Below are 20,181 nucleotides of genomic sequence, written 5' to 3' on the forward strand. Positions count from 1 at the left end.
CTCACATTCAACGTTCTTTCCTTGTTTAAAGGTCGCTGTATAAGCCTTCAACGTGTTCATCTTTAAGGGCGTTCAGGTGATGGTTGTTATGACAATAGACATCCTTTGCCTCTTTTAACTTTATAACGCAGTTCTCATTTTCACTGAACGTATTATCATAAATATAAATATCTGAATTTTTTACGCCTTTATAGCTTTTAATTAAAATAACTTCTTCATTTTTAATAGATTGAAATTCATTGCGGCTGATAATAACCTCTTCCCCGGCCTGAACTCCTTTTTCCTCTCCTTCAATAGTTGTCGAGTATTTACCTTTATTAACAGCTAAATAACGGACACCACCAGCACAGTTGTAAAACTTGTTGCCTGTGACATGAACAGTTTTTGATTTTAATAAAGTGACTGCATAGTCGCCCATTCCTTCAAATGTATTATTCTCAATAAAAATATTTTCATAGTAAATATCATACTGACTGGCATGTGAACCGATTGCACGGTTCCATGGCTGCATCATCGACTCACCTGAATTACCGAAATAGCATCCTTCAATGATGACATTTTTTGTCGGTGTGCCGTCGTAATAACCGAATTTCGGAAAAGAATCTTTCAGTTGCAGATCAATCTGAATCGCTTCGCTGAATTGGCGTTTACCTGAATCATCTCTAAAACCAAGGAAGTGACAGTTTTTCACGTGAAAACCATCCAGTCCGCACGCATCTATCGCGTGACCGCCTACTACATTCTTGAATGTGACATCTTCTATTTTAATTTCACGAGCATGGCCCAGCGACATGATTGTATTATTGAAGTTCAGTACATGACCGAACTGATCAAATGTACCGCCTTTTATTTTGATATGCCCATTACCTTCATAGCCTTTATAGCCTGGCTTTTCACCATTTTTCAGCAATGCACCATTGCTTATTCTTCTGATCACTGCATCTTTATGAAGAATCAGGGTAGTGTGATGATAGATCACCAGTTCCTTAACGATATAATATGTGCCGACCGGCACATAGATTTCTACCGGCTGCTTCTTAGCTTGATTCAGTGCACGCTGAAAGCCGATTGTGTCGCAGATCAGATGGCGCCCTTTTGCTCCGTATTCTGTTACTGTTATTTTTTTCATTTTCTTCATCCTTATTATCGTTTATTATTTTTAATAACTATACCCCATTGAGGAGGATCATGATGGACAAAGCATTGATTATTATCGATTATTCTTATGATTTCGTGGCGGACGATGGCAAGCTGACTTGTGGTAAGCCGGGTCAAGCCATTCAGCAAGCCATCGCTCACAAATTTGAAACTTATATCACTGAAGGCAATCCAATCTTTATTATGATGGATCTGCACGATGTAAATGATATGTCTCATCCAGAATCTAAGTTATTTCCGCCTCATAATATTAGAGGTTCCGCTGGGCGTGAATTATATGGTGCCGTTAAAGAAGTATATGAGCAGCATAAGGACAACCCTCTTGTCATTGCACTGGATAAAAGACGTTACAGTTCATTCGCAGGTACGCCGTTACATCAATACTTAACAGAGCGGCAGATTAAAATAATTGAACTAACAGGTGTCTGCACTGATATATGTGTACTTCATACTGCTGTTGATGGTTATAATCTCGGCTATACGATGCTGGTTGATAAAGATGCGGTTCAGTCATTCAGTCAGGAAGGACATCAATTTGCACTTTCTCACTTCGAGCATTCACTCGGCATGACGATTACGGGCCAGTCATGATAAAATAAAAGATATTCACATTAAAGGAGTAGAACCCATGACAATTTTAACTTTTGGACACCAGAATCCTGATACGGATACTATCACTTCATCACTCGTAATGGCTGATCTGCAGAATGCTGCAGGTAAAGAAACAGAAGCAGTACGACTGGGGGAAATTAGCGCTGAGACACAGTATGCTCTTGACCAGTTCAAAGTAACTGCACCTCGCGTTATCGACAAAGTAGACGGCGATGATGTTATTCTCGTCGATCACAACGAGTTTCAGCAGTCAGCAGAAGGTATTGAAAATGCAAATATCCTGATGGTAGTGGATCATCACCGTATCTCAAACTTTGAGACATCAGCACCTCTCTACTATCGTGCTGAACCTGTCGGCTGTACAGCAACTATTCTCAATAAAATGTATAAAGAGAATGGCATTGAAGTAAAACCTGAAATCGCTGGTTTAATGCTATCTGCCATTATTTCTGACACATTACTTTTTAAATCACCTACTTGTACAGAAGAAGATGTGAAAGCTGCCGAAGAGCTTGAAAAAATTGCATGTATCAACAAAGAGACGTATGGTCTTGAAATGCTTAAGGCCGGTGCTTCTACTGCGGATAAATCAGCTGAAGATTTACTTAATATCGATGCAAAATCATTCTCAATGGGTGACAGAGAAGTTCGTGTCGCACAAGTTAATACAGTTGATATTGATGAAGTATTTGCGCGTCAGGAAGAACTTGAGAATGCCATCAATGCTGAGACTGCACAAAATGGTTATGATTTATTTGTTCTAGTTGTCACTGACATTATCAATTCAGATTCTAAAATTCTTGCACTGGGTCAGGAACAGGAAGCTGTCAATAAAGCATTTAATGTATCATTGGATAAAAATACAGCACTATTAAAAGGTATCGTTTCTCGTAAAAAACAAGTGGTTCCACAACTTACTGACGTATTATCTTAGGAGGTTTTATAATGGAAATCCAGCAATCAGGTAATCGATTTTATATAGACGATAAGGCTGAAATCACATTCTACACGCAAGACACAGATACAATCGTTATCAATCACACATTCGTTGATCCGTCACTCCGCGGTCAAGGTATTGCAAAACAGCTCGTTGACAAAGTTGTTGACTATGCTCGTGAAAATAATCTTGTGATTGTTCCTGCCTGTTCATATGCGCGTGTCGTAATGGAACGAGATGCTTCAACACATGATGTACTGAAATAACATAAAAACCGGTATTCGTCACGAATACCGGTTTTTTTCATACCATTTTAAGTCCTACAATTGAAACAATGATGCAAGTTACGAAAATAATCTTCAGCAGGCTGACTTTCTCATGATAAAAAATCATACCCACTACTACACTGCCCATTGCACCAATACCTGTCCAGACCCCGTAGGCAGTGCCTAGAGGAATCGTCTTGATGGCAACTGACAATAAAAACAGACTGAGCAAACTGAAGATAAACCAGATGACTGTCCACTTCTTATTGGCAAAGCTATCGGCTTTCTTCAAAGCAGTTACCATTAAAATCTCCATAACGCCTGCGAGAATCAATATAAGCCAGCTCATGCCTCTTCCTCTCCTTCAATCAGTTTCAATCCTAAAATCGAACCAATAAGTAATGCTAGAAAAAGAAGTCTCGGCAGTGACAGGCCTTCATCCAGGAAAAAGACGCCATATAATACAGTTCCTACTGCACCGATGCCTGTATAAATAGCATAAGCTGTGCCTATCTCAAGCTTTGATAAACTGTAACCAAAACAATAGAATGAAAAAATCATGATAACAAGTGTGATAATAGTCCATTTTAAATCAGTAAAACCATGGGCATACTTCAGACCGACTGCCCATCCGACTTCAAGTAAGCCGCCTATAATGAGCAGCGTCCATGCTTTATTAATATTCAACTTAACCCTCCTATTGTGTCTGCTGCTTGATCGCTTCCATTACTTCGAGTGTATTGAGACTCATCTCTTCATTTGCAGTCGGCCATGCACCTTTTTTACAATTCTCTATAAACGCCGCTACTTCATAAGACATGGGTAATGCATCATGGCTAAATCGCTCAATCACTTCACCTTGCCGATTCTGTTTTTCAATAGCTGCAGGGGCTGATATTTGATCGATTGTAATAATCCCTGTTTCACCGATGATTTCTGATGGCAGATGACTGTCGATGATTTTCGAGAAACTTAAAACAGCTGTCATTTCCTTATAACGTGCCATGACCGTACCTTGTCCATCAGCGCCTGTCGATAGTAAATAACTATCTGCCATAATATGCTGCGGACGACCGAATAATCTGACAAGCGGTGCAATGGTATAGACACCAATATCTGTAAGAGCACCGTTACCTAGCTCCGGCTTGAAGGCATTCTCGATAATCCCTTCCTTCAATTTGTCATAACGTGATGAATACTGATTGTAATGAAAATTAACTCTTCTAATCGGTCCGATATCCTGCACCCAGTCTTCCAGCACTTTAAATGCTGCTGCTTCTGTCGATTTCATTGCTTCCATCAGCACCACACCATTTTTGCGGGCACAGTCAAACATCGCCCGACCTTGCTCAGCGCTTAATGTAAGTGGCTTCTCACAGAGCACATGTTTGCCTGCGTTCAGTGCATCCAGTGACTGCTGAGCATGATATAAATTCGGTGTCGCAATATAAAGTGCATCAAATGTATCACTAGAAAGAAATGTCTGCCAGTCCGAGAATCGATGCGGGATATCATATTTATCACCAAAGCAATGTGCGCGTTCAATTGTCCGCGAATATACAGCTGTCACTTCAAAATCTTCTATTGTCTGTCCTGCTGTTATCAGACGTTCAGTAATCCAGTTTGTCCCTACTATTCCAAATTTCATTTTATCACCTCATATAAGTTCAATTGATTTTAACATGTCACGATGTATTGTACACTAAATACAAACGACAGACAGAGGTGAGGGAATTGTATCAAGCTGAATTAGAGCACATGAATCAATTTTTTAATACGGATGCAACAAAAGATTTAAAATATAGAAAAAAACAACTTAAAGCTTTACGCAAAGAAATTAAAGCACGTGAAAAAGATATTTTAGCGGCTCTTGCACATGATCTCGGCAAAAGTAAAGTCGAGGGTTATGCGTCAGAAATCGGTATTATCTTAAAATCTATCTCTATGTTCATCAAAGAAATGAAGAATTACAGCAAGGTCGAATCTATAAATACCCCTCTTCTTCAATTTCCAGGTAAAAGTTATGTGATGCGGGAACCCCTTGGTACAGTTCTGATTATCGGACCTTTCAATTACCCATTTCAATTAGTTATGGAACCTTTAGTTGGCGCACTTGCTGCGGGTAACTGTGCAGTGATCAAGCCTTCTGAACAGACACCTGCGACGAGTCAGGTCATCGAAGAAATTATCACTGCTACATTCGATTCAAATTATGTTCAAGTCTTTCAAGGTGAGAAAGAAGTGACCGATGCACTGCTGAAGCTGAAATTTGATTTTATCTTTTTTACAGGCAGCACAAAAGTCGGACAGATTGTCTATGAGGCGGCCAGCAAAAACTTAATTCCGGTTGCGCTTGAACTAGGTGGTAAAAGTCCAACTATCATTGATAAAACTGCAAATATTAAAGTAGCTGCCGAACGGATTGCATTTGGTAAGTTTATGAATGCTGGTCAGACATGTGTGTCACCTGACTATATTCTTATCGACCGCAAAGTAAAGGACTCATTTATTGAAGCGATGCGCACGACGATTAGAGATTTCTATGGTAAAAACCCTCAGAAATCAGAAGACTATGGTCGTATCGTCAACGAACGTCACTTTGATCGTCTGGATCAATTACGCCAGCATGCAGCAGATAATATCGTGATTGGTGGAGAAGCAGATAGAGCTTCACGTTATATGGCTCCGACTGTGATTGATCATGTACAGCTCGACGATGCACTGATGGAAGAAGAAATCTTCGGGCCCTTGCTGCCACTTATGACATTCGATGACCGCGATGAAATCTTTGATATTGTTAAATCTTATTCAAAACCGCTCGCTTTATATATCTTCAGTGAAGATGAAGACTTCGTCAAAACAGTATTTAAACGACTTTCATTCGGTGGCGGTTGCATCAATGATACTTTGATGCACGTTTCAAATCCTTATCTGCCCTTTGGCGGTGTCGGTGCGTCCGGTATTGGTCACTACCACGGGAAATATTCATTCGACCTCTTCAGTCATCAAAAAGCTTATATGTCAAAAGGCACTAAGCTTGAAACAGGTCTGTTGTTCCCTCCTTATAAAGGTAAATTCAAATATATCCGCCAAATTTTTAAATAATAAAACCCACTCAGCAATGTGATTAAAACATTGTTCTGAGTGGGTTTATTCTATTTAGTATAAATCTGTTCGTCTTGACTTGAATACTGGAATAGCCTGACGAATCGCTTCAGACTGTTTGATATCTACTTGGACTATAACAGTTTCTTCATGCGCATCTGCCTGTGCCAGTACTTCGCCACCTGGGTCAATGATCATCGATCCGCCACCAAATTGAGTACCTTCACACTCACCTACCGTGTTACAGGCTACAATATAGCATTGGTTCTCAACCGCCCGGGCTTTTAGCAGCGCCATAAAATGAGCCATCCGCTCCATCGGCCATTCAGCGACTACATAAATAATCTCGGCACCGTCCAATGCTAAGTGCCGTGAGAGCTCAGGGAACCTGAGATCATAGCAGATAATAATGCCCATCTTTTCATTCATCAGTTCAAATGTGCTGAACTGATGACCTGCTGCCAAGTAGTCAGGTTCATTCAGCATAGGTACTAAATGAATTTTATCATATTGATAGATTATTTCACCTTGCTGATCAATAATGATGCTTCTGTTATAATGCTGTCCGTTACTTTTAACCGCAATTGACCCGCCGACGATGTGAAGAGCATGCTGTTTTGCCATCTTTTGCAGAAAACGAATTTCACGTTCTCCTTCATCATCCGTCAGCTCATGCAGTCGCGTCAATGTATAAGAAGTATTCCACATCTCCGGCAATACGACTATGTCAATCTGACTCAATGTTTTAATCCATGCTTCTATTTTTTCCATCGCACGGTGCGGATTACCGGGAACGACTTCCATTTGATACAGTGCTATTCTCATTGTAAAAACTGAACGCAGACACCTTCTGCTGCTTTCTTACTGTCTTCAAGCATCGTCAGCTTGCCGCTTTCAATATCACGTTCAAATAAGACAAGATTACCGCTTACTTCATGTGCGCAGACCAAAAACTTATCATCATTTGAAATATTAAAATCACGCGGCCAGTCACCACCGCAATCTGTAATCTCTACAAGTGACAGCGATGCACCATCTTCCTTAACTTTAAATACCGCGATACTTTGATGACCGCGATTAGATGCATACACGAATTTGTTGTCGTGGCTCATTCGAATAGCGGCGCCTTGTGTATTATGTGTGAAGTCTGCCGGGATAGCTAAATGCTGTTCAATCAACTTGAAGTGTCCGTCATTATATTCCAAGACAAAGACTTCATTGCTCAGCTCCGTTAAAACATAGGCGTAGCGTCTATTCTGATTGAAGACTAGATGTCTTGGTCCCGTTCCTGCCGGTACTTCAAGTGTCTGTTCACGTTTTAGACCTTCCTCGCCGTAACTGAACGTGATGATTTCATCCGCTCCTAAGTCTACCGCGACTGCGTATTGATTGTCTGGTGTCGGTGTAATAAAATGCGTGTGTGCTTTATCCTGACGGTCTTCATTAGGACCGGCGCCTTCCTGTACCACGACATTGATGAGTTCTTCAATTGCACCTGTTTCAGTATTCAGGCGATAGAGTCTTGCCTCTGCAGCACCATAGACTGCTTCGAAGAGATAACGGCCATCTGCGCTCACTGATATGTGACAGCCTGACTCAGCAGATTCCAGACAGTCATTGATGAGTTCAAGTGCACCTTCTTCACCAATTTTATAAGCTGCAACCCCCGCCTGATCATTCTCTTTTTTAATACCATAAAGGAAAGCACCGTGCTGCACCACGTAAGTAGATGCAGGTACTTCATAACCTGTTTCTACTCTGACAATCTGTTTGACTGTTTCATCTAAAACGAAACGATAAATCCCTTTGCCGTCTTTCTTTGTATAAGAACCAATGTATCCTATAGTTTGTGTCATCATAATGCCTCCTTTTTCTTTTATCTTAACAGACTATTCCCCCTGTAAGAAAACATATGCAGATTATGAATTTTTTCTTGTAATTAGTTTAGTAATACATTACAATTTGTTTGGTAAAAATAAATTAGTAGTAATATAAAACCTCGAGTTAAGTAATACTATATTTTACAATCATAATCTTGAGAGGTGCTAGATTGATTAAGTCTCATGAACTCAAACAAGTACGACCCGTTAATAAAGAGCTGCATCAGCAGACACCTCTGTTCAGCGCATTGAAGCTGTATGAAGAACAGGACGTCATCAGCTTCGATGTACCAGGACATAAGCGAGGCCTGGATCCAGAAACGGATCTTCATTATTATGGCTCATCGACATTACGTCATGACATCAATTCCATGCCGCAGCTTGATAACTATGATAATCCAAAAGGTGTTATCAAAGAGGCGCAGTCACTTATGGCAGACTTCTATCTTGCTGATCATGCTCATTTTCTGGTGAACGGAACGACTGAAGGTATTCAGGCGATGATTTTTTCAGTCTGCAAACCTGGAGATAAGTTGATTCTGCCTCGCAATGTACACAAATCTGTTCTGAACGCTATGGCACTTGCTGACGTTACACCTATATATGTACTGCCTGAATTTGATACAGAATTCGGTATCGCACATAACTTAAGTCTGAATACAGTAAAAGAAACGATTGAGCGTCATCCGGATGCTCGTGCACTCTTCATTATGAATCCCACATACTTCGGTGCTGTCAGTGATCTGAAGTCAATCGTGGATTTAGCACATGACTATGATATGCCTGTGCTGGTTGATGAAGCACATGGCGCTCATTTTAGATGCTCACCCGAACTGCCGCTTTCAAGTATGGAGGCAGGTGCTGACCTTGCAGCCACCAGCCTTCATAAGACGGGCGGATCATTCACGCAGTCCAGCGTACTGCTCGTGAAAGGGGACCGGGTGGATGCACACAAGATTAAAAGTGTCATCAATATGCTCACCTCAACATCAGCATCATATCTTCTGATGTCATCACTTGATATCGCTCGTAAACATCTGGCTTTGAATGGTCAGCAACGTTTTGAGACACTGATGCCACATGTGCGTCAATTTAAAGAAGCCGTCACAAACATTCCTGGCTTCCATATGGTGAACGGCAATGAATTTAAGCACTTATATCACCAGAACCTGGATGAGACAAAGCTGACTATTTATGTCGATTCCACTATCAAGCTCTCAGGATTTGAAATCTATAAATTATTGCGCAGTGAATACCATATCCAGATGGAACTGGCAGAACCTAATGTTGTCATGGGAATCGTCTCAGCAGCTGATAATCTACACGTTTTAGAACGCCTACTGGACGCACTCACTGATATCAGTGCACGTTATCATGATTCAAGTCGTGCAGTACTCGCCCCTATTCTGAAGCAGCTGGCTATTCCTGAACAGGCAATGGGGCTGCGCGAAGTCTTGTATGGTGAGAAGTACCCCATCTCTATCGAGGATGCGGTCGGAAAGATTTGCGCAGAATCACTGATGATTTATCCGCCGGGCATTCCTATCGTGATGGCCGGCGAACGTATCAGCCAGGACATCATTGACTACTGGCAGTTCATCAACAATCAGCCGATTATTAAAATCGGCACAGAAAACTCAAATCAAGTTTATATCATAGAGAAAAGAGGACAATAATAATGAAATTAACAACTTTAGGCAGACACGTATTAATCGAGTACTACAACTGTGACAAGGATATTCTGAAAGACCATGATAAAATTGAAGAGATTATGAATGAAGCTGCACGTGTATCAGGGGCTACTATCGTTGAAAGCTGCTTCCATACATTCAATCCTTACGGCGTATCAGGGGCAGTCATCATCTCTGAATCTCACTTAACGATTCATACATGGCCTGAATATGGTTATGCATCAGTGGATGTCTTCACATGTGGAGATACTGTTGATCCATGGCGCGCAGAAGATTTCCTTGAGAAAGCGTTAAAAGCAGAACTATCAGATTCATATGAAATTGGTCGTGGTATGGCAGATAAAATCCATAAATATTCAAAAGGTGAGATTGTTGTAGAATCATTCAAACCTGTTGAAATTGAAGTTAAATAAGGAGGCTAACCATGTTAGATCTTTGGTATACAGAAAATCATACAGATAACGTCCGTTTTTCAATTAAGACCAACAAACAGCTTCACTCAGAGAAATCTGATTTCCAGCAGATTGATTTCTTTGAATCAGAGGAATTCGGTACATTCTTTACATTAGATGGTCTGATGATGGTCAATGAAAAGGATGAGTTCGTCTACCACGATATGATTACGCACGTGGCAATGGCAACAAATCCTAACATCAAAAAAGTGCTTGTAATTGGAGGCGGCGACGGGGGTACTGTGCGTGAACTTACACGCTACGACTCTATCGAGCAGATTGATATGGTGGAAATCGATGAACGCGTCGTGCGACTGTCGCAAGAGTATCTGCCGATTACAGCAGGCAAGCTTGAAGATCCCCGTGTCACATTATTATTTGAAGATGGTCTTGCTTACGTCAAGAACAAAGAAGAAGGCTATTACGATCTTATTTTAGTAGATTCAACTGACCCGATCGGCCCTGGTGAAGGATTATTCTCTCACGACTTTTATAATAACTGCTTCCGTGTTTTAACGGATGACGGCATTCTGATTAATCAGCATGAATCACCTTATTACCCAAGCTATGCCCACGAAATGAAACGTGCACACTCTAAAATTAAAGGTCTTTTCCCGATTACACGTGTGTATCAGTTCCATATGCCGACTTATCCATCAGGTCACTGGTTATTCGGTTTTGCCTCTAAAAAATATGATCCATTAAAAGATGCTGATCTGGAAGCATGGAATAAACTCGGTCTTAAAACAAAATACTATAACACTGATATTCACACAGGTGCATTTGCACTGCCGACGTTCGTCAAGGAGATGCTGAATGATGCAACCGAATAAGCATGTCTATATGGCCTGCGAAGCAACATTTGAAGAAGCATCAACCGTCATCTACGGCGCCCCATTCGATGGCACAGTATCTAATAGACCTGGCACACGCTTTGCAGCAGATGCCATCCGTTCTGAATCTTATGGTTTAGAGACTTATAGCCCTTATTTAAATAAAGACCTGGAAGATGTGCAGATCATGGATTCAGGCGATGTCGATATTACAATCGGCAACAAAGTCAAAGTACTTGAGGAACTGGAAGCAACAGCACGAGAAATACTGAAAGCTGACAAACTGCCTTTTATGATCGGTGGCGAGCACCTGGTGACACTCGGTCCTTTCAGAGCCGTACATGAAAAATATCCAGACGTTGTCTTAGTGCAGCTCGATGCACATACAGACTTACGTGACGACTATATGGGTGAGCCCTTAAGTCATGCAACTGTTGTACGACGCATCCATGACATCACAGGTGATGGTGGCATCTATCAGTATGGTATCCGTTCAGGTACAAAAGAAGAATTTGACTGGAGTGACACGCATACGACGCTTGAAAAGTTCTCCATCAACACACTGAAAGACCTCCCTGACCTGCTGAAAGATACACCGGTCTATGTCACAATCGACCTCGATTGCCTGGACCCCTCTATCTTCCCAGGGACAGGCACACCAGAACCCGGTGGTCTGACTTACAAAGAACTGGAACCTGCATTCAAAGTGTTCGAACAACTGAATGTGGTTGCAGCAGATATCGTAGAACTCTCCCCACCTTATGATGCATCCGGTGTTTCCAATGCCGTTGCAGCAAAAGTAGCGCGTGAATTGATGCTTGCGATAACGAAATAACTCAGAAAATACCATGGACAATAATTGTCCATGGTATTTTTTTGGATGCTATATTTACTTTGCATCAGTCACTTTATGCTGTCCTCCAAATAAATTGTTCATCATAAAGATACTCCCGACCATAACAATGACGAAAACGACGACACTCATCGCATACGGGTTCAAGTATGCACCAACCACAAGCGAACCGTTCGATAGGAGTTGCGCACCACTGAACGTAAAAGAACTGAATGTATTATACGACCCTCTTTTATCTTGTGGAATAAGAGATAACGCTTCAGCATTTTTAGTAGGCGCATAAATCATCTCACCGAATGTCGCTATGAGAACTGCTATGATAATCAACCACCATGTATTGGCAGAAGTCAGTACGGCATAACCAATACCATAAGCAAGTAGGCCAGCACCTAATATACGATGAACGCGAAAACGTTCAGCAAATTTACCAACGAGCAGTGAACAGCTGACCACGGTAAGTGTATTGGTCAAATTAATGAGTGTAAACATTCGAACGCCGTTGATACTGAATCCTAATAGGTGAACTATCTCGAATGTTTTGTTCAATCTGACGGCCACATATGTACTGGTCATCAGTTCGACCGTCGCAAGCAGCATGCCACCGATGACCACCATCACGAATCGTTTATCTCTTGATACGGTGCTGTAGGCAGAGAATAAGTCTCTGAAGACATTGTCATGTTTTTTCTGTCGTATGAAGCTATGGGTTTCTTCAATATACTTCGCATATAGCAATGCTAATATTGAGGACACGAGTGCGGTCAGAAAAAAGAGCCACTCTTTATGGTGCGTATAGAGTAAACCGCCAAGTAATGCGCCGACAGCAAGAGAAAGGTTGACCAGCCAATAATCCATGCGATAAAGTAACTTTTTATTTTCAGGTGTCGCTGAATCTTGAACAATGGCACTCATCGATGGTCGTCTAAAGGCACTGAAAACCGTGAATAGTACATATGATAAGAGGAATAGTATCAGCCAGGAATGGACCACTGTAACCCACATCAAAATCAGCGCTACCGCTTCCAGACTTGATCCAAAAATCAGCATCTTCTTCCGTGGCATAAGATCTACGAAATAGCCACCCCATATATTGCTGATAAACTGGACAAACACGCCTATTGCTAAAAATAATCCTGCGAATGAAGCATGAACCTGATCTGTTAAATAGAGTGCCAGGAATGGCAGTGTCGCACTATACGTACAACGGTTGACAAAAGAACCCCAGAGTCTCAGATGAATATTCAATGGTAAATCTCTTACTCTCATATTGTTCACCCCTTCTGCTATATTAAATCTTATGTTAAAGTAGACTAAAAAATTAAAAATGGACAATTAATTATTTCAGTCCACTTTACAGAGGTGAACATGGAGCCCTTATTACTTTCATTCTATAATCTCAGTGCTCCATTGATTAATCAAAAATTAATCAGTGAGCAGCTTAATATCAGTCAGAAGCATTTAGCACGCAGTTTGAAAAGATGGCAGGCACATCAGTTCCTTAGTTATACCAGTGGCAGAGGACGCGGTCATATGACCGAAATAGAATGGCATCTCAATATCGACCACCTCTACTTCCAGAAGGTGACGACTGCCTTTAAAAGAGAACCGCTTGATGAAGTTGTTCACTATCTGACTTGGAAGTGGTCTGAATCATCGAAACAGTCCTTATTATTACAAGCTAACCAACTGCTTGGTATAGATAGAAAAGAAAGCGATAAACTCATCATTAAGAAACGCTATGCCCCTTTAACATTAAATCCATTAGAAACTCGCGACATTAACAGCTTCAATATATTAAGTAACATCTATGATACGCTCGTCGCATATAAAGATGGCACCTACCACTATAAAATTGCTCATCGTATTGATGTTACAGAGACTGAAGCCATTATTTACTTACGTAAAAATATTCAGTTTCATGATGGTCAAATAGTGACTGCTGAAGATGTATGTCACTGTCTTCAGACCGCTCAATCCTCCGTCCATATGCACGGCTTACTTCATTGTATCAACTCAATTGAGATTATAAACCCTCATCAGATGAAAATGACTTATACTGAATGTCCCTACCTGCTGGATATCCTGTGTACACTCAACTTAAGTATTTATAAAGTTGAGAACGGCCGTTATATAGGCACAGGTCCTTTCTATATAGATAAGAATACAGAGACATATTCTCTCCTGAAAGCATTCGATTATTATTACGGCTACCGCCCTTTCCTTGATGAAGTTGAAATGCTTTATATTCCTGAACAGACATATGATGAATTCTCGTTACAATCTAATGGACAGTACGCTCCTTATACAGTGAGAGATGGCTTTTACTATATGTTATCCTTACGAAACAATCATCTGACGAACGCTCAGCAGGAAACTATTCATTACATTATGCAGACTTATCTCCGTCAGACAACAGAAAGAAAAAATATCGCGAAATCTGCTCCAGCTGTCCTCAGTTATTCGCGTTATTTCCGACATCAACCTGAACTCTTAGAAAATTTCACTGTTCGCTTTGTTTATCCCAGTTATATCAGAAAACTGATGAACGACGTCAAGCACTTGCTGAAACGCTACAATATTCAAGTAGAACTCATACCGGTTACTATTGACGATGCCCTTCACTCTCAACTGGATTATAAAGGCGATTATTATATTCATGGCGCTTTCCTGAACGGTGCAGAGCATTACGAATATTTCAGCTTCCTATTCCAGAACAATGCTACACAGTATCATTTATTTGCTCAGTACCCACGACTGACAACTATTTATCATCACTACTTGAAGAGTCCTGTTTCAAGATGGTCACGTCTTAATAGGATTGTCGACCGGGAACTTGAAAGACGTCATTTGCTCATTCCTCTTTTCAATAACCAGAAGACAGTTTATATTCCACATAATCTTCGCAATGCGCGAATTGTCTTACACGGCTTCTATAACTGGAGTGAAGTATATATAGAGTAAATAATATAACATATATTATTTTTTCACTTTTAATATTATAATGTAACTACTATTACGAAAAATAGAGGATCACCTATATGAAATTCTCACAATTTCCTTCCAATGTTAAGCTCAGGATTATCTGCGGTTTTTTTGATCACGCCGCAAGTATGAGTGTGATGCCTTTTATGGTACTCTATATTGCTGATGAGCTCGGCAAAGTGACATCTGGGATTCTGCTGAGCGCTAACGTTATTTTCAGCCTACTCTGTAATTTATGCGGAGGTTATTTCGCAGATCGTTTCAGTCGTAAAGGGCAGCTTGTTGCCGGACAGTTACTATTCGCCATCATTATGATACTCATGGCTATTTTTATTCATCCAGCTATCAATATGCCATGGATTGTTTCTACCCTGTTTATGTTATCTGCTATAAGTGGTGCAATGATTTTTCCAGCACTGGAAGCTCTCATCATCGATTCAACGACAGAAGAAATGAGGAAGTCTGTCTATGTCACTGCATACTGGACCAACAACCTGGCGACTGCTATCGGTACTGCTATCGGAGGTCTCTTTTACAAAGAACACCGGGTTCTGCTCTTCACTTTAATTGTTGTCATCATGCTGATCAATACAGCAGTTTTTCAGCGCTATTTAATTGATCCGACTGTCAACAAGGTCCGTAAAGTGGTCGAAGCTCACTGGGTGCGTGATTTACTGAGCAGCTATAAAGTAGCTATGAAAGATACACGCTTCGTCGTCTTCACAACTGCGATGATTTTTGTCTTTTCAGCTGAATTTGCTCTGACCAATTATATCGGTGTGCGTCTACATAATGTGTTTAAGCCATTTGACTTATTCGGTATTCATATCGATGGTGTGCGTATGATGAGTATCCTCCTTATCGAGAATACATTGCTTGTCGTTACAATTACTTTCCTGATTGCAAAGCTGACAGAGCGTCGTAATCAAGTCTATGTTCTATTGCTCGGCACCTTTCTTTATACAGGAGGTTATGGTCTTGCCCATCATTTAACGGCCTGGTATCTGCTGATCATTGTCATTTTCATTGCGACAGTCGGTGAACTCATGCAGACACCTATTATTTCAGTCTTTCAGGCGAAGCTCATGCCAGAAGATAAACGGGCAAGTTACATCGCCTTTAGTTCACTCGGCTATAGCGGTGCTGGGCTTGTTGCGAGCTCCGGACTGATTATCGGAACTGTGCTGAATAGTATGATGATGTCTATCTATGTCATCATACTCGGATTAATCGGTATGCTGCTCTTCTATCTATCTGTGCATTCCCATTTATTTAAGCAACCGATTCCAGATTAATTACCACTTTCAAACCCGTCTATTTCTTCCTGGGAATAGACGGTTTTTTTGATGCATTTAAAAATAAAAAAATTTATAGTTGCAAAACAGAACATACGTTCGTATAATAAACTTACATCAATGAAAGAAGTGATGTTATGAAACATCCGATTTATGGTGAGCTGGATTACCGTAAGATTGAACGGAGTCAGCTGAATCCAAACATTCCTCAAGGGCGCGGCATGATTAAATGGGCACCATTTGCAACGATACCTGAACAGTTCCAGGATGTCAGACAGCAAATAGAAAATCAGAACAAAATTAAAAGACCCGAGTTATCGGATGACCGTTTAGAAGAACTGGATATTCAGCTTAAGGAAGCCTATCACCGGCAATGTCCTGTTGTCATTGAGTTTTATCGCGATGGTTACATCAATGATTTAACAATGACGATTGAGCGCATCGATACTTGGGCGTTTCATATCATCGGAACGAATCATGCCAATCAGCAAATGTGTTTTGTTTCATTTATGGATGTCATCAATATCACCCTTAAAACTATCTGATTCATTCAGATAGTTTTTATTAATTTAATAAACTTTTCTCTTCACAAATATTATTTATTAGCAATGATCTGGATGTCATTGACATCTGTCAATCAAATAAAGGCAGGTTATAAGTCAGAAATGTAAAAAAGCCTAAGTAATAATGAATATTTTATCTTATATGTAACTCCATAGTTATAGTCTCTGACTTCTGTCATAATTTATCAGAATACAAGGAGGAGATGAGATATGAAATATTTCAGTTTACTTTTAGTCACTTTATGCCTGTACTGTAGTGTATCAGATGCTGATGCCAGTCAATCAGATAATCAGATAGATGAAGTTCAGTCCACATCCTCTCTTCAGCAATGTACTGAAGAACCTCCAGTGTCAGAGGTGCCCTCTAACGAACAACAACCAGATGAATCTGCTCTAACAACAGAAACTCCGACTCTACCGGTAGAAAATCTGCCGCCAGCAACTGATACTGAAGATTCCACTATTTCTAGTACCGAAACAATGATTTGTGACACGGACACTGATCAGACACTACTCGATGCACCAATGCCTCAACCCAATGGAAAAGAAGTATTGACCGACAAAAAGGAAAATTTATCAGAACCTGATGCTTCTGACACACTTGCTTATCAAAATCGAACAACAGCTATTCAAGACGGTGAACAAAAAGATTTTGCTGTTTATCACCAGAAAATAAGGTCTATAGAAACTCCCTCAAATACAGCTTCTGAAGGACCTGTTCCTTATTCTAACGATATAAGCCGCCAAGTTGTGAATACACTCAAGACTGACACTGTCTCTCATCCTCTTATCATCCAGAAACCTACCAGAAAAGTTGTCCGCATTAAAAAAACGCAGTCTACTGAAACAGAACCAGTATCATCCAATAAAAAGACTGATATCCCTGTTTCTAAACAACATGATAACCCTAGTCCTATTAAACCAGTACGTCCCCTTCCTCAACAGCAAATAAATAAGAAGACAAAGAAAGCAGCTGTGACGAAACCTCAGCTGCCTGTCGTTAAACCGACCGTTGACCCTCGAGTCGATTCTCTAAAAAACATATCCATGCCTTCACATATCCTTAAACCTGTTTCTCCTAAAAATAAGATCCTTTTACCGCAAACAGGTGCACATAGTTTCTTGAAGTGGTATAGTCTTCTTGCATTTTTAGCCGGCTGTTTTTTCATCTGGCTCTCCAGAAAAATCAGCAAATAAAAAAGAACTTACCGACTGGCAAGTTCCTATGGGTTTTGTGATTCAATTTGAGCCACGATATCTTTTGTACGACGTTCAATATCTTCGAAGTCAGCTTTGAAGCGAGTAAATAATAATGCAGCGCCACCTGTTACTACGATTGCTAACAAGAAGACAATAAAGAATAGACCTTTAAAAAATCCCTTCATTTGTTTCACCTCTATCTCTATAATAACTTTATATTAACATATATAATAAGCCTAAAGAAATATTTCATCTTCTATATGCCATAATATCTTAAAACTAAATTGTAAAGGACTGAACGACTTGTCATATGTACATTTACTTGCTGCCTGGCAGCACCAGGATTTAGAAGAGGTCAAATCATTAATCGATGAAAATGTAATTGCAACTCTCGTTCATCCAGATGGACTGGTGTCAAATTTAAGCTATGAAGGCTTAGTCGATTTTTTTCATGAAAGGTTCAGTAGACAACAGGACTGGAACTTCGAAATTATTTACAAAACAGAACGTGACACGCAGTCAATCGTTATTATGAAGATGACAAGAGAAGATAAAGACTTTAATGGAGTTGACTCTCCCTCCCTCAGTTTACTTACTTTCAACATGTCTGAAGGTGTCAATAAACTGATACGTGCTCACTTCGAACTCGGTCTTAATCAATAATTCAATTTCAGTATTTATTTCTTCGAAATAAATGCTATTTTTATGCGAAAAATCATTGTTTTAACTTTATTTGCATTTTTTAAATGTTTTTATGAATATTTTTATTGCAATTATCATGTAATTAATTATAATAGGTGTATGCATTAAAAATACTTGTAAACAAGGAGATATATTCATGAAAAAAATAATTGCACCTGCTCTTCTTTCTACTGTCATGCTTACTTCACTCATCCCAACTCACATTACAGAAGCAAAAACTGACGGCTCAAAAGAACTGAAAAAAATCGGAAAAGTACATAATAAACAAGATGCTAAAAAAGCTTTAAAAAATTTACCAGGTGCAAAGGCAGTCAAAAAGAACTACAAGCAATATGAAGTAGTTGCAGCAGAGACTGATGCTGAAGGGTTTACTCACTATACACTTAAGCCAAAAGTAAATAACAAAACGGCACTTAATACGGAAGTTAAAGTTCACGTTAATCCAGCAGGTGAAATTGTTCTGGTCAATGGTGACCTTGAACAAAAAGAAGTTGCACCTACAAATGTTCAGCAGATTTCAAGCGCTGACGCTGTTGCAAAAGCCTTTGAAGCAGCAGGTGTGAAATCAACTGAAGTTAAAAATATGGACCGTAAAGTTGTAAAAAAATCAGATTTAGTTATTAATGCAGAACAGAATAAATATGTTTATGACGTTCAGTTGATTTATGTGACTCCTAAACCAGCTAACTGGAAAATCCAGATTGATGCTCAAACGGGTGAAGTCGTGAAAAAGCAAAACTTAATCGAAAAGATTGCTACAACTGGCTATGGTTATGGCAATAAAGGTGATTATAAACCTCTTAATATGGCTTCTGATGGCAGACAGTATGCACTTATTGATCAAACACATAATGGTAATATTGAAACATATGATGCTCGTAATACAGATTACAACTTCTCCTTGATGACTGATTACGATAGAGCATTCACAAGCCCTGGTCAGCGTGCAGGTGTTGACGCTCATTACTATGCTGATCAAGTATATGATTATTACAAAAATGTTCACGGTCGTGATTCTTATGACGGCAGAGGCGCAGATATTTATTCTGTAGTTCATTACGGTTACAACTATAACAACGCATTCTGGAATGGTGAAGCGATGTTTTATGGTGATGGCGACGGACGTACCTTCTCTTCTCTATCAGGTGCAAATGATGTTATTGCTCACGAATTAACACATGCAGTAACAGAATATACAGCTGGTCTTGTCTATGAGAATCAACCAGGTGCCTTAAATGAATCATTCTCTGATGTCTTCGGTTATTTTGTAGACCCTGACTTCTTAATGGGTGAAGATGTTTATACACCAGGAGTGAGTGGCGATGCGCTGCGCAGTATGTCGAATCCTGAGCAATATGACCAGCCGTCACATATGAGAGACTTCCAGTACCTCCCTAATACTGAACAAGGTGACAATGGTGGTGTTCATATCAATAGCGGTATTCCAAATAAAGCATTCTATAATACAGTAACCGTTATGGATAAATCAAAAGCAGAAAAAATTTATTACCGTGCCCTTACTTACTACCTGACACCAAACGCTTCATTCAGTGATGCAAAAGCAGCGCTTGTACAATCTGCACAGGATTTATATGGTTCAGCAGATGCAAATATAGTAGCAAATGCATGGAATAATGTAGGCGTTAATTAAT

The 20,181-nt window shown here is 40.0% G+C and carries 22 protein-coding genes; 14 read left to right on the forward strand and 8 right to left on the reverse strand.

All coding sequences use genetic code 11. The annotated features are described in order from the left end of the window. Window positions 1-25: 25 nt before the first annotated feature. Complete coding sequence (locus tag ERX37_RS09455) at window positions 26-1,129, reverse strand: glycosyl hydrolase family 28-related protein (RefSeq protein ID WP_133430430.1); 1,104 nt, start codon at window positions 1,127-1,129, stop codon at window positions 26-28. A 59-nt stretch (window positions 1,130-1,188) separates the two neighbouring features. On the opposite strand from ERX37_RS09455, the gene ERX37_RS09460 reads away from it, so the two are divergent. The 3 genes from ERX37_RS09460 to ERX37_RS09470 are packed head-to-tail and all read left to right on the forward strand — an operon-like array spanning window position 1,189 to window position 2,973. Next, window positions 1,189-1,749 carry a cysteine hydrolase family protein gene (locus tag ERX37_RS09460; RefSeq protein ID WP_133430431.1) on the forward strand — a complete coding sequence of 187 codons (561 nt, stop codon included), beginning with the start codon at window positions 1,189-1,191 and terminating at the stop codon, window positions 1,747-1,749. Window positions 1,750-1,786: 37 nt separating this feature from the next. Then, window positions 1,787-2,704 carry a manganese-dependent inorganic pyrophosphatase gene (locus ERX37_RS09465; protein ID WP_133430432.1) on the forward strand — a complete coding sequence of 306 codons (918 nt, stop codon included), beginning with the start codon at window positions 1,787-1,789 and terminating at the stop codon, window positions 2,702-2,704. Window positions 2,705-2,715: 11 nt separating this feature from the next. Then, window positions 2,716-2,973 carry a GNAT family N-acetyltransferase gene (locus ERX37_RS09470; protein ID WP_133430433.1) on the forward strand — a complete coding sequence of 86 codons (258 nt, stop codon included), beginning with the start codon at window positions 2,716-2,718 and terminating at the stop codon, window positions 2,971-2,973. A 37-nt stretch (window positions 2,974-3,010) separates the two neighbouring features. On the opposite strand, the gene ERX37_RS09475 is transcribed toward ERX37_RS09470, so the two are convergent. Genes ERX37_RS09475 through ERX37_RS09485 form a run of 3 tightly spaced genes read right to left on the reverse strand, consistent with a single transcriptional unit; the run spans window position 3,011 to window position 4,621 of the window. Next, the gene (locus ERX37_RS09475) at window positions 3,011-3,322 is read right to left on the reverse strand and encodes a DMT family transporter (protein ID WP_133430434.1); all 312 of its coding nucleotides are present in this window, start codon (window positions 3,320-3,322) and stop codon (window positions 3,011-3,013) included. Then, window positions 3,319-3,660 (reverse strand): DMT family transporter, encoded by a 342-nt coding sequence (locus ERX37_RS09480; protein ID WP_279523289.1) that lies wholly within the window; start codon window positions 3,658-3,660, stop codon window positions 3,319-3,321. Before ERX37_RS09480 ends, ERX37_RS09475 begins: the two co-directional genes overlap by 4 nt. Window positions 3,661-3,670: 10 nt before the next feature. Then, window positions 3,671-4,621 carry a Gfo/Idh/MocA family protein gene (locus tag ERX37_RS09485; RefSeq protein WP_133430435.1) on the reverse strand — a complete coding sequence of 317 codons (951 nt, stop codon included), beginning with the start codon at window positions 4,619-4,621 and terminating at the stop codon, window positions 3,671-3,673. 110 nt (window positions 4,622-4,731) lie between these two features. On the opposite strand from ERX37_RS09485, the gene ERX37_RS09490 reads away from it, so the two are divergent. Continuing rightward, window positions 4,732-6,078 (forward strand): aldehyde dehydrogenase, encoded by a 1,347-nt coding sequence (locus ERX37_RS09490; RefSeq protein WP_133430436.1) that lies wholly within the window; start codon window positions 4,732-4,734, stop codon window positions 6,076-6,078. Window positions 6,079-6,132: 54 nt separating this feature from the next. Here the strand turns inward: ERX37_RS09490 and ERX37_RS09495 are convergent, their stop codons facing one another. Together ERX37_RS09495 and pglS are read right to left on the reverse strand one after the other, a co-directional pair. Then, window positions 6,133-6,903, reverse strand: a complete 771-nt coding sequence (locus ERX37_RS09495) for a carbon-nitrogen family hydrolase (protein ID WP_133430437.1) — start codon at window positions 6,901-6,903, stop codon at window positions 6,133-6,135. Beyond that, the gene (pglS, locus tag ERX37_RS09500) at window positions 6,900-7,934 is read right to left on the reverse strand and encodes a 6-phosphogluconolactonase (protein ID WP_133430438.1); all 1,035 of its coding nucleotides are present in this window, start codon (window positions 7,932-7,934) and stop codon (window positions 6,900-6,902) included. The genes ERX37_RS09495 and pglS overlap by 4 nt, the downstream gene beginning before the upstream one ends. A gap of 194 nt (window positions 7,935-8,128) precedes the next feature. On the opposite strand from pglS, the gene ERX37_RS09505 reads away from it, so the two are divergent. Genes ERX37_RS09505 through speB form a run of 4 tightly spaced genes read left to right on the forward strand, consistent with a single transcriptional unit; the run spans window position 8,129 to window position 11,769 of the window. Continuing rightward, the gene (locus ERX37_RS09505) at window positions 8,129-9,634 is read left to right on the forward strand and encodes an aminotransferase class I/II-fold pyridoxal phosphate-dependent enzyme (protein WP_133430439.1); all 1,506 of its coding nucleotides are present in this window, start codon (window positions 8,129-8,131) and stop codon (window positions 9,632-9,634) included. Between the two features lie 2 nt (window positions 9,635-9,636). Then, on the forward strand, window positions 9,637-10,062 hold the full coding sequence (gene speD / locus ERX37_RS09510; RefSeq protein WP_133430440.1) for an adenosylmethionine decarboxylase: 426 nt from the start codon (window positions 9,637-9,639) through the stop codon (window positions 10,060-10,062). Window positions 10,063-10,073: 11 nt separating this feature from the next. Beyond that, entirely contained in the window at window positions 10,074-10,934 is an 861-nt protein-coding gene (speE, locus tag ERX37_RS09515; protein WP_133430441.1) for a polyamine aminopropyltransferase, read from the forward strand. Beyond that, on the forward strand, window positions 10,918-11,769 hold the full coding sequence (gene speB, locus ERX37_RS09520; RefSeq protein WP_133430442.1) for an agmatinase: 852 nt from the start codon (window positions 10,918-10,920) through the stop codon (window positions 11,767-11,769). Before speE ends, speB begins: the two co-directional genes overlap by 17 nt. 54 nt (window positions 11,770-11,823) lie before the next feature. Here the strand turns inward: speB and ERX37_RS09525 are convergent, their stop codons facing one another. Then, the gene (locus ERX37_RS09525) at window positions 11,824-13,053 is read right to left on the reverse strand and encodes an MDR family MFS transporter (RefSeq protein ID WP_133430443.1); all 1,230 of its coding nucleotides are present in this window, start codon (window positions 13,051-13,053) and stop codon (window positions 11,824-11,826) included. Between the two features lie 99 nt (window positions 13,054-13,152). On the opposite strand from ERX37_RS09525, the gene ERX37_RS09530 reads away from it, so the two are divergent. From ERX37_RS09530 to ERX37_RS09545, 4 genes are all read left to right on the forward strand, one after another. Then, window positions 13,153-14,748 (forward strand): ABC transporter substrate-binding protein, encoded by a 1,596-nt coding sequence (locus tag ERX37_RS09530; RefSeq protein WP_133430444.1) that lies wholly within the window; start codon window positions 13,153-13,155, stop codon window positions 14,746-14,748. Window positions 14,749-14,825: 77 nt separating this feature from the next. After that, window positions 14,826-16,064 carry an MFS transporter gene (locus tag ERX37_RS09535; protein ID WP_133430445.1) on the forward strand — a complete coding sequence of 413 codons (1,239 nt, stop codon included), beginning with the start codon at window positions 14,826-14,828 and terminating at the stop codon, window positions 16,062-16,064. Window positions 16,065-16,201: 137 nt separating this feature from the next. Continuing rightward, window positions 16,202-16,609: a YolD-like family protein gene (locus tag ERX37_RS09540; RefSeq protein WP_133430446.1), complete on the forward strand. Its 408-nt coding sequence runs from the start codon at window positions 16,202-16,204 to the stop codon at window positions 16,607-16,609. Between the two features lie 228 nt (window positions 16,610-16,837). Continuing rightward, window positions 16,838-17,824, forward strand: coding sequence for a hypothetical protein (locus tag ERX37_RS09545; RefSeq protein ID WP_133430447.1), 987 nt, complete (start codon window positions 16,838-16,840; stop codon window positions 17,822-17,824). 26 nt (window positions 17,825-17,850) lie between these two features. Here the strand turns inward: ERX37_RS09545 and ERX37_RS11470 are convergent, their stop codons facing one another. Continuing rightward, on the reverse strand, window positions 17,851-18,012 hold the full coding sequence (locus ERX37_RS11470) for a hypothetical protein (protein WP_165982032.1): 162 nt from the start codon (window positions 18,010-18,012) through the stop codon (window positions 17,851-17,853). Between the two features lie 118 nt (window positions 18,013-18,130). On the opposite strand from ERX37_RS11470, the gene ERX37_RS09550 reads away from it, so the two are divergent. Together ERX37_RS09550 and ERX37_RS09555 are read left to right on the forward strand one after the other, a co-directional pair. Continuing rightward, window positions 18,131-18,490: a nuclear transport factor 2 family protein gene (locus ERX37_RS09550; RefSeq protein WP_133430448.1), complete on the forward strand. Its 360-nt coding sequence runs from the start codon at window positions 18,131-18,133 to the stop codon at window positions 18,488-18,490. A 175-nt stretch (window positions 18,491-18,665) separates the two neighbouring features. Beyond that, entirely contained in the window at window positions 18,666-20,180 is a 1,515-nt protein-coding gene (locus ERX37_RS09555) for a M4 family metallopeptidase (RefSeq protein ID WP_133430449.1), read from the forward strand. The last annotated feature ends 1 nt before the right edge of the window (window position 20,181 follow it).

This window comes from Macrococcus hajekii, assembly GCF_004359505.1.
Classification (GTDB): domain Bacteria; phylum Bacillota; class Bacilli; order Staphylococcales; family Staphylococcaceae; genus Macrococcus; species Macrococcus hajekii.